The organism is Methylotenera sp. (assembly GCF_029945535.1).
Classification (GTDB): domain Bacteria; phylum Pseudomonadota; class Gammaproteobacteria; order Burkholderiales; family Methylophilaceae; genus Methylotenera.
This window is the reverse complement of record NZ_JAQSCU010000010.1, coordinates 169044-185410: the sequence shown is the minus strand read 5'-3', so window position 1 is coordinate 185410 and position 16367 is coordinate 169044. Positions and strand designations below refer to the sequence as shown.

Here is a 16367-nt window from a genome sequence, read left to right as displayed (position 1 = left end):
AATCATTAAATTTATTTTTATAATTAGTTCAAGTGTATATCAAAATCTAACTTCACTGTTATCGGATGACGCCTATCTTTTCCAAAACCGCGATGCGTAATGCGAACGCCTACTGGAGATTGCCGGCGTTTATACTCATTTCTATCTATCAGCGTAATCACACGGTTCACATCTGTCGACGAATAACCCATTGCAATAATATCTTTAGCACTTAAGTTGTCTTCCACATAGGCTTCAATAATGACATCTAGCACGTCATACGGCGGCAAGCTGTCTTGATCTAATTGGTTAGCACGTAACTCGGCAGACGGTGGGCGTGTGATGATGCGCTCAGGAATGGCTCTTGATAAACTATTGCGATAATTACAAAGCCTGTAGACCAACGTTTTTGGCACATCTTTTAATAAGGCAAAGCCGCCAGCCATATCGCCGTAGAGCGTACAGTAGCCAACGGCTGTTTCACTTTTGTTGCCGGTAGTTACAACGATACTGCCAAATTTATTCGATATTGCCATCAATAACATACCGCGAATGCGTGCTTGCAAGTTTTCTTCTGTGGTATCAAAAGGCAAACCTTTAAACTCGTCAGCAAGCGCCACCCTAAAACCCTCGTAAAGATTAGCAATTGGCATTTGGCTGTACTTCACGCCAAGTAGCTTAGCCATTTCAGCGGCGTCACTCACGCTGATGTCTGCAGTAAACTCTGATGGCATCATAACCGCTTGCACGTTTTCAGCACCCAGCGCGTCTACTGCAATTGCCATTGTGAGCGCAGAATCAACTCCTCCAGATAAACCTAGCACAACCCCAGGAAAACCATTTTTGCGCACATAATCCTGTAAACCTAGTTTTAAAGCAGTATACACAGAGGCTTCTATCGACAGCTGCGGTGTAACGGCAGCTGCGATTGGCTGTAATCCATTAAACTCGACTATTTCTAATGCAGCATCAAAAGCTGGCAACTGTTGGGTTAAATCACCCTCTGAATTTAATACAAATGACGCGCCATCAAATACCAATTCGTCTTGCCCGCCCACCATGTTGGCATAAATAATCGCCAAATCAGTTTCATATACACGTTCGCGCAGAATCTCTAAGCGCGTCGACTGCTTTTCCATATGAAATGGTGACGCATTCAAGGCGATCAGTACTTCAGCACCAGCAGCTTTAGCTAATGCTGCTGGATTTGGCTCCCATACATCGGCACAAATCAACACGCCAATCTGCACACCACAATGCTCAAAAACTAGAGGCTCTCCGCCAGCAGTAAAATAGCGTTTTTCGTCAAACACACTGTAATTAGGTAAGGCATGCTTATAGTATGCTGCAAAGACCTTGCCATCTTTCAGTACTGATGCCGCATTAAAGCATTCGTCACCCACTTGACGCGGATGCCCAACAATCACAGTAATATCAGCTAACGCAGTGCTTAACTTTTCTAAAGCGGCATCACAAGCTTGTAGAAAGTCTTCACGAAGTAATAAATCTTCTGGTGGATATCCACACAATGACAGTTCAGGTGTCACCATCAAGGTAGCGCCATGCTGCTTTGCAAGTGCTGCGTTAGCTATTATTTTAGCTACATTGCCCGCAATATCACCCACTAAACAATTCATTTGTGCGATGGCGATTTTCATTATGTAATTGTTATTCTTCTTTTTTAGAGGTAAATCAAAGTAAAAGTAAATCTAAGCAAAAAACAAACTAACTGAGTGTCATTAATAACTACCGCCAGCACCCTTAATCAACTCCACAATCTCTGTATTCTGTCCTTTAAGCGCATAAACCAAGGCGGTTAAACCATATTGGTCTTTAGCTTTAACTTTTGCATTATTTTCTAAAAGCAATTTCACCATATCAGGCTTCTTATTGCTGACCGCAATATGCAGCAATGGTGTACCTTCTGAGTCTAAGTTATTCACATTAGCACCCGCGGATAAAAGCACTTTTGCAGCCTCAAGTTGAGATTTTTTTACAGCCCAAGTAAGTGCCGTCCATTTTGAAAGGTCCTTTTGATTCACATTTGCTCCACGCTTAGCCAATAACTGAATGGCTGGCGCATGGCCTTGACGCGCTGCGACCATCAACGCGGTGAGGCCTAAATTATCCTGCGCCTGAAGATCGGCCTTATTATCAAGCAGCGCAGTAATCGTTGGAATATCGCCGCTTTTAGCTGCGTGCATCAACACCGTTTTACCGTCATCACTCTTGGTATTTGCATCTACACCGTGCTTTAGCAAAGTACTCACTGTATCTGAAAATCCCGACACAGCTGCAATACCAAATGCACTCCAACCTGCTGAGTCACGGACTTTAGCATCAGCGCTATTCTTTAACAGCACTTCTGCCGTGATGAAGTGATTCTTTTTAGCGGCGTACATCAATGGCGTCCAACCGCCCTTATCTTTAGCATTAACATCTGCACCCTTGCTGATTAGCGCAGCTACGACATCAGCTTTATCTTTACGAACAGCGTACATTAAAGCCGTTACGCCATCCTCATCCTTTGCGTTAGCATCCGCGCCGCTAGCTAACATTGCGTTCACCGTAGCAACATCGCCCTTAGAGGCTGCGGTGAGAAGATATGAAATCTCTTCTGCTGCATGGACAGGCAACACCGAAGTGAAAGTGAGGAATAAAACCGCAAACAAATGTTTAAATGTAGTGTGCATATAATCTTTAAAGATTGGTTCCCTGTAATTCAATAAGCTAGAAATTAAGCATTTTTGTTGTGAATAGCAGCTAACACAGCCTCACCCAAACCTGCCGGTGAACTGGCCACTACTGCGCCAGCCAATTCAAGCGCGCGAATCTTATCAACCGCTTTACCGCTACCACCTGAGATAATCGCTCCAGCATGCCCCATCCGCTTGCCTGCAGGTGCCGTTTGCCCTGCGATGTAGGCTGCAACTGGCTTAGTCACATGGCTTTTAATATATTCTGCTGCAGCTTCTTCGTCTGAGCCGCCGATTTCACCAACCATAATAATCGCTTCGGTTTCGCTGTCAGCTTCAAACATTTGTAAGCACTCAATAAAATTAAGCCCTTTAATTGGATCGCCGCCAATGCCCACGCAAGTACTTTGACCTAAATTGAGTGCAGTAGTTTGATGTACTGCTTCATATGTGAGTGTACCAGAGCGAGAAACAATACCAATTTTACCGCGCATATGAATACTGCCAGGCATAATGCCGATTTTGCATTCATCTGGCGTAATGACACCTGGGCAATTAGGGCCGATTAATTTGGTTCCATTGGCTTTTAAAGCCGCTTTTACATTGAGCATATCCAACACAGGAATGCCTTCCGTGATGCAAATAATTAAATCTATGCCTGCATCACAAGCTTCTAAAATTGAATCTGCAGCAAAAGCTGGCGGTACATAAATCACACTTGCGGTTGCGCCAGTGGTACGCACGGCATCACGCATAGTATTAAATACAGGTAAACCTAGATGAGACATTCCACCTTTACCCGGCGTAACGCCACCAACCATTTTTGTACCATAAGCAAGCGCTTGTTCCGAATGGAATGACCCTTGTTTGCCTGTAAAACCTTGGCATAGTACTTTGGTGCTTTTGTTGACTAAAATACTCATTACGCCACCGCCTTCACAGCTTGTACGGCAGCATCTGTCAGACCATTTGCTGAAATAATATTCAATCCACTTGTTTGCAACATTTGTTTACCTAAATCCACATTGGTACCTTCTAAACGCACGATGACCGGAATTTGCATACCAACATCTTTAACTGCAGTGATAATACCTTCTGCAATGATGTCACAGCGCATAATGCCACCGAAAATATTCACTAAAATGGCTTTAACATTATTGTCTGCTAAGATGATTTTAAATGCTTTGGTTACAGTTTCAGCCGTTGCACCACCGCCTACATCGAGGAAGTTAGCAGGCGTTCCGCCGTGCAGCTTAATTAAATCCATAGTTGCCATGGCCAACCCTGCACCATTGACCATACAGCCGATATTGCCGTTAAGCGCGATATAATTTAAGCCAGCATGATGCGCAACCGCTTCTTTGCTGTCTTCCTGCGACCAGTCACGTTGCTCAGCTAAGGCTTTTTGACGATACAAGGCATTATCATCAATGCTCATTTTGCAATCTAAGGCAAACAGCTTGCCCTCAGCAGTCACCACTAATGGGTTAATTTCCAGCAAAGCCAAATCGTTTTCTTTGAATAAACGATACAAGCCTTTTAATATTTTAGTGAAAGCACTGATTTGGTCACCAACTAAATCTAACTTAAACGCCAAATTGCGCGCCTGAAAATCCACAACGCCATTTAACGGATCGCACACTTCCTCTAAGATTTTCTCAGGGCTCGTTTGCGCGATTTCTTCAATATCCATGCCACCAGCACTTGAAGCAATAATCACAACCCGCTCTAAAGTTCTATCTACCAACATAGACAAGTAAAGCTCGCGCGCGATTGGCAAGGTTTCTTCAATCAATACTTGGTTAACAAGTTGGCCATCTGGTGCATTTTGGTAGGTGACTAAAGTTTTGCCTAAAAGCTCACTCACAACCGCTTGCGCTTCTGTGGTTGATTTAACTAACTTAACGCCACCCGCTTTACCACGCCCGCCTGCATGGATCTGCGCTTTCACCACCCATGCATCACTGGTGATTTCTGTAGTCGCAGCAGCCGTGTCTTTAGCCACCGTCACCACTTGCCCACGCGGAACCGGAATGCCGTATTTTTGCAGTAAAGTTTTGGCCTGATATTCATGCAAATTCATAAAATAATGTTCTTATTAAAAGTAATGCACATTTTCGCGCAAAACAGCTAAATACGCTAGTATTGGCTTGATATTCTGTGTGTTTTAGTCATTTGAAATAGGTGCCAAGTGTATAATCACTTTTTTAACAAAATTTTTAAGCCATGCGCCTCGTTATTCAAGCTTCTCCAAGCCAAGGTTCTACCATCACTTTTTCACATTTGGCGCATATACACCAATTGTGCGCTACCAGTGTTCAATTCACTCAAATTGCGGAACATGCTTATTATCTTGCCAACCAGAACACGCCTAACGAAGCCGTACAGCAGTTTTGTGCGCAACAGAAAATTGACTTCGCGTATGTTGAAGACAAGCAACTACTTAAAAATTATGGCTTGTGCGTCATGGACATGGATTCCACGCTGATTAGTATTGAGTGTATCGATGAAATTGCCGATATGGTCGGTATCAAACCGCAAATCGCGGCGATTACAGAACGTGCAATGCAAGGTGAACTAGACTTCGCACAAAGTTTGCGTGAACGCGTGACCTTACTTAAAGGCTTGCAGGAGTCTGATTTAATGCGCGTATTGAATGAGCGCCTGAAGTTGAACCCTGGTGCCCTTGAATGGATAGCCACATGTAAGGCAAATAACATCACTACTTTACTGGTTTCTGGCGGATTCACGTTCTTTGCTGAACGTGTGAAAGAAATGCTGAAGTTAGATTATGCCGTTTCAAACACGCTAGAAATTATAGACGGAAAATTGACGGGCAAAGTATTAGGTAATATTGTAGATGCTCAAGTCAAAGCCGACGAGTTAATTAAATTACGTGAGAAGTTAGGCTTAAGCACAGCGCAAACCATTGCCATTGGCGATGGCGCCAACGACCTTAAAATGATGTCTGCAGCAGGTATTGGCATTGCTTACCATGCGAAGCCTATCGTACAAGCGCAAGCCACTTATGCACTAAATCATGTGGGCTTAGATGGTGTAGCTAATCTACTTAACACCTAGAAATTCATATCATTATTGTGAACACACTCAACCCGTTATTTAGCGGGTCCTAACTTAACCTGTCCTAGGATTTGCGTTGAGATTAAATCAGAGCGTGTATATGGCTCATCACGCCCAGACATCAATAGAGCAAGCTCTATTTCCATATCATGCGTTGGAATGTAATTTGGCATGATTGAGCCAAATACTAACAAGCAAACCAAAACCATTACCTGTAGATATGCTAAACGCTGACGCTGATAATTCATAGCATCTAACACCAATACACACACTAGCATACCTAAAATCCAAGCTGGAATAACTTCACTCATACTGTGTGCGCCAGTGATAATACGCGATGTTCCTACCAAAAAACTCAATGCTATACCGAACCACAATCCGATATTTCTATACTTTGTTTGCGCCCCACCATAAGCTGAGTAAAACAATATGGGATAAATGGAAGTCGCTAACAGCGCATGCCCACTGACTCCGGTAAAGTCTAGCAGTGCAATCCCTATGCCCCAGCCAAAGAACATAACCTTAGTAACTGTCGTAAAAGTGATCGCTAAACCAAGCGTAACCATCCATAAATAGGCGACTTGCTTTTGATTGGATAGCCAAAGATTAATCACGGTAATTACCATGATAGGTATCAATAAGCTTGACGAACCAAGATGCGTGATGAACTGCCAGTAAGAACTTGATTGTAGTGTTGAAATTTGAGTGATCATAAAATAACTTGAAACTGAGAAATTCTTTGCTTACGATGAGTCTTGATTGGCCGAACCTCAGTTTAAGTCGTTATCAATAAAGAGTAAGGATTAACAGTATCCCCTTGCTCACTGACAATATTGTGACAAATAATCTAATGCCTTAAACAAAACCATTTTGAGTTTAATACAGTCGTGCAACGCATAGGCTTGCCGAGGTTAGTGATATTTTGCTAGATTTACAGTCAGTATTAATAGGAGTTTAAAGCGCACCCAAATACTCAAGCTCTACTTCCGTGAACCCCGCTTGTCGCCTTGCTTCCATATTAAATGGTGGTCGCAGTTTTGGCGCGCTGTATTGTTCTGCTAGTTGCCGATAGGTAGACACTGGCTCCAAATCACTTTGCTCGCAAAGCCAGTTAAACCAATGATTACCAATCGCAACGTGGCCAATTTCATCGCGCAAAATAATATCTAATATCTCGGTTGCTGTTAAATCCCCTACTTGCGCCAGCTTGGCTCTTAATTGTGGCGATGCATCTAAGCCACGCGCCTCCATCGTACGCGGCACTAAAGCGATGCGTGCAAGCACGCTGTCTTTAGTTCTTTCTGCCATTTCCCACAGACTATTGTGCGCATCAAAATAGCCGTAATCAAAACCCAAAGTCTGTAAATGTGCGTTGAGCAGACTAAAATGATAAGCTTCTTCATCGGCCACTTTCAGCCAATCTGCATAAAACTGAGCGGGCATTGCTGCAAAGCGCCAAATCACGTCTAATGCCAAATTAATGGCATTAAACTCAATATGAGCAAGCGCATGAATCAAAGCCGCACGGCCTTCTAGCGTGTTCATGGCACGGTGTTTGAGTAACCGCGGGGCAATGAGTTGCGGTTTTTCGGGTCGTCCAGGGACTGAGAGGTATGTTGAAATTGATTGATTAACGTCTAGCAAAATATCGCCAGCTGACCAATTGCTGGCAAGCTGGCGCACTGCATTGGCTTTTATCACAGCATTTGTTTCCGCTAAGCAAGCAAGAGCTGCTTGGCGAAGTTCCTTCTGCATAGAGCCTGAAGTCATTGAACTAGTATTTATTAACAGTTATTGCAAAGGAATGAAATCTAACTCGCCCGCTTTCATGTCTGGCACCATGATGTATTTTTCATCTTTGGTAATCGCAATATCAGCAGCTGATTGATAGCCGCCTTTTACCAAAGCGACATCACCTTTGGTATTCACGCTAAAAACCTTACCATTCTTCCAATCGCTCACGTACATAGTGCCATTAGAGCGATGTAATAAGCCATCACCACCGCCAAAACCTTCGGCAATATCATTGAGTGCTTTGGTTTCTGTATTCAAGCTATAAAGTATGCCAGAAGTGAAATCAACGTAAATTAACACCTTACCAGTATCATCAGCAAGCAAGCCATTGGGCGCTTTAACACGCGCATCTTGCACATTGTTAATGAGTAGTTTAACCTCACCTTTTGGGCTGATTTTATAAATGGCACCGCCTTTGCCAGCACCAAACAGGTCGCCACTATCGCTCACGTACAAATTACCTTGAGGATCTGCTTCCAAATCGTTCAAGAATAGAGGCGTGACTGGAAATGCGCTTGCTGGTACAAACGACTGCACTTTACCTTCCATATCTATTTTCATAATTTTGGTTTTGTCAGCCACGTACAAAGTTTTACCAATAATCGCTAAACCTTTTGGATCATCTAAACCTGTCGCAAACACGCGTTTCTTGCCATTCTCGATAACGGCAATCTGACCGTCACCATCTTTGCCAAACTCATTAATTTCAGAGACATAGATTTTGCCATTCTTAGCTTGAACCACTGACTCTGGCGTTTTCAGTCCTGTGATTTTTTGCATCACGCCTTGGTTGCTTTTCACTTCAGTTGCACAACCGGTTGCTAAAAAAGCCAACATTAGCGTACTTATTATTAATTTATTTTGCATGGTTCTATCCTTTGAATTTTAAAACTATAAAGATGCTGAGACCTAAAGTTAAGCTTAATCTAAGTTAATCTTCAACCAAGTTAACTCGTCTAATAAAAGCTAACTTTTGTGTCGTTTTGCGCGCCTATCATGCCACATGGTAACTTAGCTTCTGATTTGATACTACCCTGCGAAGGATTAATGGTAAGTTTAGTCATCAAATCTTGCATCGCCAAGCCATAAACTTTATTGAGATGGTACTTAGTGCCATTATCAAAACTGGTATACCCAAGCTGCTGTGCCTCTCCTACATAAGTGCCTAACACATCACCTTTGCCTGAAAATACGGTCGCTACTAGCTTGCTATGATAGACATGCATCTGCGGGTTATAAAACACGCTTGGCTTAATGCGAACAATCATGTCAGCTGTTTCATTAGCCTGACATAAAGCCATTTCAACACGCTTCTCTTGTAATGATTTTAAAGCAATAGGTTCGACCAATGGCCCTTGCGCAAACCAATAGTCGTAATAAGGTGCCAATAAATGCACGCTGTAGTTGTAATCATTTGGGCTGATATACAGCAAGGTTTTTGTATTTGATTCAGCAGCGTAAACTGATGCTGAAAGACTCGCGAGCAATAGCGCACTGGCTAATTTTTTAGTAAAACTTATCATAGATTGACTCCTGATGTCATTTGTAAGTAACTTCGTAAGTGACCTTCGTATATCTAACTTAATACTTAGTGTTTGAAGAGTAGAGTTTAGTTCTTATTAAGTGTTGAGATGTGAGCTTAGCATAGTCGAAATTACATTTTTAAGGCTTTTTCTAATACATTAGATTATGCTAACGTTAAATCGTACAGCTCATGCTTAACTCTATATTATTCAATATAATATGGCTCTCTAGCCCACATTAATCAAGAGTTAAATGTACTAATTTTTTATATTTTAAGTAAATAAAATGACTAAACGAGACATATTAAAAGCCTTTCAATTTCGTCATGCTTGCAAAGAGTTTGACCCTAATAAAAAAGTCTCAAAAGATGATATGGATTTCATTTTAGAAACAGCCCGTTTGTCGCCTAGCTCCTTTGGCATTGAGCCTTGGCATTTTATCGTGGTGCAAGATGCTGAACTAAGAGAAAAGCTTAAAAACGGTGCTTGGGGTGCAACTAAAAAGTTAGAAACTGCTAGTCACTTCGTTGTCTGCTTAACTATGAAATCGCATTTTCTAAAATACGATAGCCCATACGTCAAAGACTTTATGAAGAACGTACAGCATCTATCTGATGAAGTGATCGAGCCAAGAAGCAAGTTTTACACGGAGTTCCAAAAATCTGACTTTGACTTGAGTGATGATAGAAAACTGTTTGATTGGGCGGCCAAGCAAAGTTATATTCCATTAGCTAACATGATGACGACCGCAGCCATGCTAGGCATAGACTCCTGCCCGATTGAGGGCTTTAAACAGGCTGAGACAGATGCCGTTTTACAACAAGACTTTGGTGTCGATACCACGCAATATGGCATTTCTTACATGGTGGCTTTTGGCTATAGAGTGAATGAACCCAAAATAAAAACCAGAAGATCAACGGAAGAAGTGATTACTTGGCGTTAAGCAAATATCATTAAGTTCTAAATACTACTTAAGTTAAAGTGTCTGCCCAAATATTCTGCGCCCAAGCCACCGCATATGCGCCCTCTTTCTCACTCGGGCTCATGGACACACCGCCACCTTCGGCAGATACCATGATTTTTTTACCTTCATCATAGCGGTACACATTGGCTACATGCATGGCAGATTTATCCGTGACATAGCTATAACAAGTATTGGCAAATACTGGCGCCGGATCTGGCGCTTGCCCAGCAAACAATTGCACAATCGCATTCGCGCAAACCTTAGCTTGATTAGTCGCCATATGTGCAGATTTTGGCAAACCAGCGGCTACGCTATCACCCAGCACATGTATGTTGGGGACTAATTTAGATTCATACGTTAAGAAATTAATATCACACCACGGGTAATCTTTTTCAGTCAAATTGGCGATTTGTGCAATCTTGCCCGCGCGTTGCGGTGGGATCACATTCAGCACATCGGCTTTAATTTTGTCAAAATCGGTAGATAGTGTTTTGGTAACTACATCCACGCCTGTAATCGCATTATCAGGCCGATAATCCACGATACCTGCATAAGTCTCGTTAAAAACTTTAGTGAATAAACCTTTTTTTGAAATGATTTCTGCGTTGGCATCTAACACGATGACTTTGCTTTTTGGCTTATGCGCTTTGAAGTAACTCGCCACTTGGCAGGCTCGCTCGTACGGCCCTGGTGGGCAACGATATGGCGCTTTTGGCACGTTCATCACAAACACCCCACCATCTGGCATCGCTTCTAATTGTTTGCGTAAATTAACGGTTTGCCAACCAGCTTTCCAAGCATGAGGAATCTGTTGTTGTACTTCAGCGCTCGCCAACATTGGCAATGTGTCATAGTTAAAATCAACGCCTGGAGCGACGACTAATCTATCGTAACTAAGCTCACCACGCAACATAGTGACTTTTTTAGCAGAAGCGTCAATTGCTGTAACGGTATCTTGCACCCACTTAATACCGTGGTTGCTTTTAAGCGCATCGTAGCCAAAGGTTAGGTCATTGATGCTTTTACTGCCACCTAATACCAAGTTACTTAATGGGCATGAAACGAATTGCGAGTTATGCTCAACCACAAGCACTTCAATGGAACCCAAACTCCAAAGCCGTAAGTACTTAGCGACTGTAGCGCCAGCATAGCCACCACCGATAACGACAACACGACCGATTGGCGGCTTAGTTGCTCGTGCAAAGCCACTATTGCTAACGACTAAGGCGCTAGCCGCACCTGCTAGCTTAATAAAATCGCGTCGATTAAACTGATTAGTATTATTCATGGCCAGCCTTTAATGTTTGTGATTTTAGCGCTGTGGTTACGACCCGTTTTTGTTGCGAAAAATGTACTGCTAGTTGATTGATTTCATCTACCGTTAAGCCTTTAGCGTGATGGTGCATCACGGTCGCTTTGCGGCTACCATCTTTGAATCCAAGCATTTTCTCTGTGAATTCTGCAGGCGCCATGCCCGCCAATACTGCATTAGCGCCATCGTCACCGCTAGCCGCAACTGAATTGCCTTGCGTACCATGACATGCAGCACATGAAGCCGCTAACTGTCGTATATGGATATTTTGGACGTCTGAAAAAGCAGAAACCTCAGCTGCATGACCAATTAATGGCATGCAAACTGAGGTTGTCAGTAGTAAGGCTAGAAAAGCTGAATCTTTAAACCAAGAATTTTTAAACCTAGTGTTTTGTGTAGATTTCATGGTATTTTGCAGAAAATTCAAAACACCATTCTAATTGGTTTTTTTAGTTTGCGTGTGTGACTATAGTTAAAATACAGTAGTCACACTAACGCATTAAATTAGAAGCATTTTTCGTCTTGGCAGCCGTCATCTTTAACGCCTACAGATTCCATTAACTTCACCATATCAGGTTGTTCTTGATCGCGGAAGTAACGAATTAGAGAAACATCGCCCTTTAGTTTTAAATTCACATTAACGCCGCTTTCAGCTAAAAATTTAATCAGCGCAACATTACCGCTGAATGCTGCCATGTGGAAAGCTGTATTTTCGCTGGCTGGATGCACGTAATCCTTATCTGCGCCTTTAGCGATTAAATATTTCACAGTATCTAAGTTGCCGTGTGAAGCTGCCATTTGCAATGGCTCCCAAGCAAAGAACTTTTGGTTCACTAGTTTTGGATCAGCTTCCATATATTTTTTGACGACTTTAGTGTTCCCAGTACTAAGTGCGTCAGTTAAATCTAGATACTCTTCATCGGTAAGCGCAAAACTATTGAGTGAAAAACTTAAGGCTACCATTGCTAATATTGCTTTAAACATATTCATGCTAATTAATCTCCAAACTTCTAGTTAATGTGTTTTTTTAAATTACCCAACATACTTTCTTGCATTGCGAAACATCCGAATCCAAGCACTATCTTCACTATCACCGCAACGCTGCCATGTGTTTTGCACATTTCGAATTACCCGTTCAGGATGTGGCATCATAATACTAAAACGTCCATCTGTGCTGGTTAATCCAGTAATCCCTTGTGGAGAACCGTTTGGATTAAACGGGTAGCTTGTCGTCGGCGTTGACGCATTGTCTATAAAGCGCATTGTCACCAATTTTTTCTCTAACACCTCATTGACTGCGGAATTTTCAGAAGGTTCTTTGAACTCCGTAAATCCTTCACCATGCGCCACCGCGATTGGCATTTTGCTACCAGCCATGCCGCTAAAAAATAGTGATGGTGACTCTAAAACCTCTACCATTGCCAATCTAGCTTCAAATTGCTCAGATTTATTTTTTACAAAATGTGGCCAATGTGCCGCACCTGGAATAATGCTTTGTAAATTACTCATCATTTGGCAACCGTTACACACGCCTAATGCGAAGCTATCGGTACGATTAAAGAATGCTGAAAACTCATCGCGTGCACGTGAGTTAAACAAGATAGATTTCGCCCAACCCTCACCTGCACCTAGTACATCACCGTACGAGAAACCACCACAAGCCACCACGCCTGCAAAATCTTTAAGCGAAACTCTGCCAGCAATAATATCGCTCATATGTACGTCATAGCTTGCAAAGCCCGCACGGTCAAATGATGCAGCCATTTCCACATGACCATTCACGCCCTGCTCACGCAATATCGCCATTTTTGGGCGTGCGCCTATAGAAATATATGGGGCTGAGATATAAGGCGCAGCAATGTTTTCATCTGGCTTGTAGGTAAGCTCTACAAATAACCCACGATTTTTTTCGTCTAATATGCGGTCAAACTCTTGCTGTGCACAAACTGGGTTGTCACGTAATTTTTGCATTTGATAAGTAGTTTCAGACCACATGCGATGCAAGTTAACGCGTGAATCAGTGAATACTACTTTGCCATGTTGTTTAATTTCAATTTGATTGCCTGCGACAACTTCACCAACGATATGCGCTAAACCATTGAACTGTTTTACGATAGCGTCTGCATCTGCTGTTGCCACTTGAATCACTGCGCCTAACTCTTCGTTATACAACACGCTCGCTACATCGTCTTGTAAAGCTGAAATGTCGACATTTAAACCGCAATGACCTGCAAAGGCCATTTCAACCAAAGTGGTAAATAAGCCACCATCTGAACGGTCATGGTAAGCTGAAATTTTGCCAGCTTTATTCAATTGCTGAATGGTATTAAAGAAATGCTTCAGTTGCGCTGCATCATCGACATCTGGCGCGACATCACCCACCACACCATAAACCTGTGCCAAGCTTGATCCACCCATGCGGTTTTTGCCTGCGCCTAAATCAATCAAGATTAATTTAGAAGCTTCCTCAGTTTGTAATTGTGGTGTTAAAGTTTTACGTGCATCTGGCGTTGTTGCAAAAGCAGTCACTACCAATGAGATTGGTGAAGTGACAGCCTTACTTTTGCCATCCTCATTCCACACAGTTTTCATCGACATTGAGTCTTTACCCACTGGAATGCTTACACCTAATTGTGGGCAAAGCTCCATACCGACTGCTTTAACGGTTTCAAATAAAGCAGCATCTTCACCTGCATGGCCTGCTGGCGCCATCCAGTTGGCTGATAGCTTCAATACACTTAAATCATCAATCAAACAGGCTGCGATATTGGTAATCGACTCCCCAATCGCCATGCGGCCTGATGCTGGCGCATTAATTAAGGCTAAAGGTGCCTTTTCGCCAATGGCAAACGCTTCACCTACATAGGTTTCATAGCCGGCAAGCGTAACAGCCACATCTGCCACTGGCACTTGCCATGGACCGACCATTTGCTCGCGCGCCACTAAACCAGTCACTGAGCGATCACCAATGGTAATCAGGAAAGTTTTGTCAGCTACGCCTGGCAATCTCAATACACGTGCTGCAGCATCTTTTAAATCAATCTTACTCGTATCAAAAGCCTGCAATTGTATTGTGGTACTTTTCACATCACGCGTCATTTTTGGCGGTTTGCCTAGTAATACTGACATATCCATATCCACTGGATTATTGTCAAAATGCGTATCAGCGACAGTTAAGTGACGCTCTTCAGTGGCAATACCGACCACGGCAAACGGGCAGCGCTCACGTTCGCAAATGGCTTTAAAGCGTGGCAAATCTTCTTGCGCAATCGCCATGACATAACGCTCTTGCGCTTCGTTGCTCCACAGCTCGCGCGGTGACATGCCAGGCTCTTCATTATTCACATCACGTAATTGGAATGTCGCACCTACGCCAGCATCATTCACTAGCTCTGGGAAAGCATTTGAAATACCACCTGCACCAACATCATGAATGCTGAGAATCGGGTTAGCATCGCCAAGTTGCCAGCAACGGTCAATCACCTCTTGCGCCCTGCGCTCTAGCTCTGGGTTACCACGTTGTACTGAATCAAAATCCAGATTCTCAACGTTGCTACCCGTATCCATACTTGATGCAGCACTTCCGCCAAGACCAATTAACATAGCGGGTCCACCAAGCTGAACTAAAGCGGCACCTGCTGGAATTGGATTTTTCTTGGAATGTTTTGCAGAAATGTTACCAATACCACCTGCCAACATAATTGGTTTATGGTAGCCACGTACTTCATTGTTACTTTCCAACTCAAAAGTACGGAAGTAACCTGCAATATTAGGGCGACCAAACTCATTGTTATATGCTGCGCCACCTAGTGGGCCGTCAATCATAATTTGAAATGGTGATGCAATACGACCCGGGCGACCGTAATTATTAGTTTCCCAAGGTTGCTCAAAATTTGGAATATTTAAGTTAGATACTGAAAAACCAGTCAAACCAGCTTTAGGTTTAGAGCCACTGCCGGTTGCGCCTTCATCACGAATCTCGCCACCTGCGCCAGTTGCCGCACCCGCAAACGGTGAAATCGCCGTTGGGTGATTATGCGTTTCGACTTTCATTAAATAATGCATTTCCTCTTCTACAAAGCTATATGCACCATTTTCACCTGGATAAAAACGCTTGGTTTTTTCGCCAGAGTTTTGACCCTCAACAATTGAAGAGTTATCTGAATAAGCCACCACGGTGCTGCCAGGATTCAGCTTATGCGTATTGCGTATCATGCCGAATAGCGATATTTCTTGTTGCGCGCCATCAATCACCCAATCCGCATTAAAAATCTTATGGCGGCAATGTTCTGAGTTTGCTTGTGCAAACATCATGAGCTCAACATCGGTTGGGTTACGACCCATGCGCAAAAAGTTTTCCAGCAAATAATCTACTTCATCAGGTGATAGCGCTAAACCTAGCTCTGAGTTTGCTTGTACAAGCGCCTGTTTACCGCCTTGCAGAATATCTACCGTGCTAAGCGGTTTTGGCGCATCGGCATGATACAGCTTAGCCGCATCGTCCAAGCTTGCAAATACCATTTCCGTCATACGGTCGTGAATCAACGGCAAAAGCTGCTGACGCTCTTCTTGCGTTAATTTTTCACCATTTTTGGTTTGCACAAAATAAGCAATACCGCGCTCTACACGTTGTACAGCCTCTAAGCCGCAGTGCTTAACAATATCAGTCGCGCGTGAAGCCCAAGGTGAAATGGTACCAATTCGGGGGATTACCAGAAGCAACTCACCTTGCGGATCTTCAGCGTGCATCGTCGGACCATAAGTCAAAATCTCTTTTAAAGTATTTTGCTGTACTTCATTGAGTGCAACATCAGTCCAAATGAAATGGCGAAATTCAGCATAAAAATGCTTGATGTTTGGAACATTCTGACTGAGTTGAGATTGGATTTTCTCGATACGAAATTGAGATAAAGCGGCGCTGCCACGCAGGCAAGCCATTTGTGTGTGGGCTTTAGATTGAGTCATTGAAGTTCAGCTAAACAGACGATTTTCGAAAGCGTAATTCTACCAGATTGGAG

General features: G+C 43.1%; 14 protein-coding genes. 2 read left to right on the top strand and 12 right to left on the bottom strand.

Annotated elements, in window-relative coordinates; genetic code table 11:
* Positions 1-23: 23 nt before the first annotated feature.
* The 4 genes from PSU72_RS03880 to sucC form a co-directional block, all read right to left on the bottom strand.
* Positions 24-1637, bottom strand: a complete 1614-nt coding sequence (locus PSU72_RS03880) for an NAD+ synthase (protein WP_300430845.1) — start codon at positions 1635-1637, stop codon at positions 24-26.
* Positions 1638-1718: 81 nt separating this feature from the next.
* Positions 1719-2672 (bottom strand): ankyrin repeat domain-containing protein, encoded by a 954-nt coding sequence (locus PSU72_RS03875; RefSeq protein ID WP_300430843.1) that lies wholly within the window; start codon positions 2670-2672, stop codon positions 1719-1721.
* Positions 2673-2716: 44 nt separating this feature from the next.
* A complete protein-coding gene (gene sucD / locus PSU72_RS03870; RefSeq protein ID WP_300430841.1) occupies positions 2717-3598 on the bottom strand; it encodes a succinate--CoA ligase subunit alpha in 882 nt (293 codons plus the stop codon).
* Positions 3598-4758, bottom strand: coding sequence for an ADP-forming succinate--CoA ligase subunit beta (sucC, locus tag PSU72_RS03865; RefSeq protein ID WP_300430839.1), 1161 nt, complete (start codon positions 4756-4758; stop codon positions 3598-3600). The genes sucD and sucC overlap by 1 nt, the downstream gene beginning before the upstream one ends.
* Positions 4759-4901: 143 nt before the next feature.
* On the opposite strand from sucC, the gene serB reads away from it, so the two are divergent.
* Positions 4902-5756, top strand: a complete 855-nt coding sequence (gene serB / locus PSU72_RS03860; RefSeq protein WP_300430837.1) for a phosphoserine phosphatase SerB — start codon at positions 4902-4904, stop codon at positions 5754-5756.
* A gap of 35 nt (positions 5757-5791) precedes the next feature.
* On the opposite strand, the gene PSU72_RS03855 is transcribed toward serB, so the two are convergent.
* From PSU72_RS03855 to PSU72_RS03840, 4 genes are all read right to left on the bottom strand, one after another.
* A complete protein-coding gene (locus PSU72_RS03855; protein ID WP_300430836.1) occupies positions 5792-6469 on the bottom strand; it encodes a phosphatase PAP2 family protein in 678 nt (225 codons plus the stop codon).
* 241 nt (positions 6470-6710) lie between these two features.
* The gene (locus PSU72_RS03850; RefSeq protein ID WP_300430834.1) at positions 6711-7511 is read right to left on the bottom strand and encodes a ferritin-like domain-containing protein; all 801 of its coding nucleotides are present in this window, start codon (positions 7509-7511) and stop codon (positions 6711-6713) included.
* 36 nt (positions 7512-7547) lie between these two features.
* Complete coding sequence (locus PSU72_RS03845) at positions 7548-8417, bottom strand: SMP-30/gluconolactonase/LRE family protein (RefSeq protein ID WP_300430832.1); 870 nt, start codon at positions 8415-8417, stop codon at positions 7548-7550.
* Positions 8418-8506: 89 nt separating this feature from the next.
* Positions 8507-9073, bottom strand: coding sequence for a hypothetical protein (locus PSU72_RS03840; protein ID WP_300430830.1), 567 nt, complete (start codon positions 9071-9073; stop codon positions 8507-8509).
* Between the two features lie 286 nt (positions 9074-9359).
* Here PSU72_RS03840 and PSU72_RS03835 point away from each other — a divergent pair, with 286 nt between their 5' ends.
* Positions 9360-10016: an NAD(P)H-dependent oxidoreductase gene (locus tag PSU72_RS03835; protein WP_300430828.1), complete on the top strand. Its 657-nt coding sequence runs from the start codon at positions 9360-9362 to the stop codon at positions 10014-10016.
* Positions 10017-10044: 28 nt separating this feature from the next.
* Here PSU72_RS03835 and PSU72_RS03830 read toward each other — a convergent pair whose 3' ends face one another.
* From PSU72_RS03830 to purL, 4 genes are all read right to left on the bottom strand, one after another.
* Positions 10045-11325, bottom strand: a complete 1281-nt coding sequence (locus PSU72_RS03830) for an NAD(P)/FAD-dependent oxidoreductase (protein WP_300430826.1) — start codon at positions 11323-11325, stop codon at positions 10045-10047.
* Positions 11318-11755: a hypothetical protein gene (locus PSU72_RS03825; RefSeq protein WP_300430824.1), complete on the bottom strand. Its 438-nt coding sequence runs from the start codon at positions 11753-11755 to the stop codon at positions 11318-11320. The genes PSU72_RS03830 and PSU72_RS03825 overlap by 8 nt, the downstream gene beginning before the upstream one ends.
* 98 nt (positions 11756-11853) lie before the next feature.
* Positions 11854-12339 (bottom strand): ankyrin repeat domain-containing protein, encoded by a 486-nt coding sequence (locus tag PSU72_RS03820; RefSeq protein ID WP_300430822.1) that lies wholly within the window; start codon positions 12337-12339, stop codon positions 11854-11856.
* 42 nt (positions 12340-12381) lie between these two features.
* Entirely contained in the window at positions 12382-16314 is a 3933-nt protein-coding gene (gene purL, locus PSU72_RS03815; protein WP_300430820.1) for a phosphoribosylformylglycinamidine synthase, read from the bottom strand.
* Positions 16315-16367: the final 53 nt, after the last annotated feature.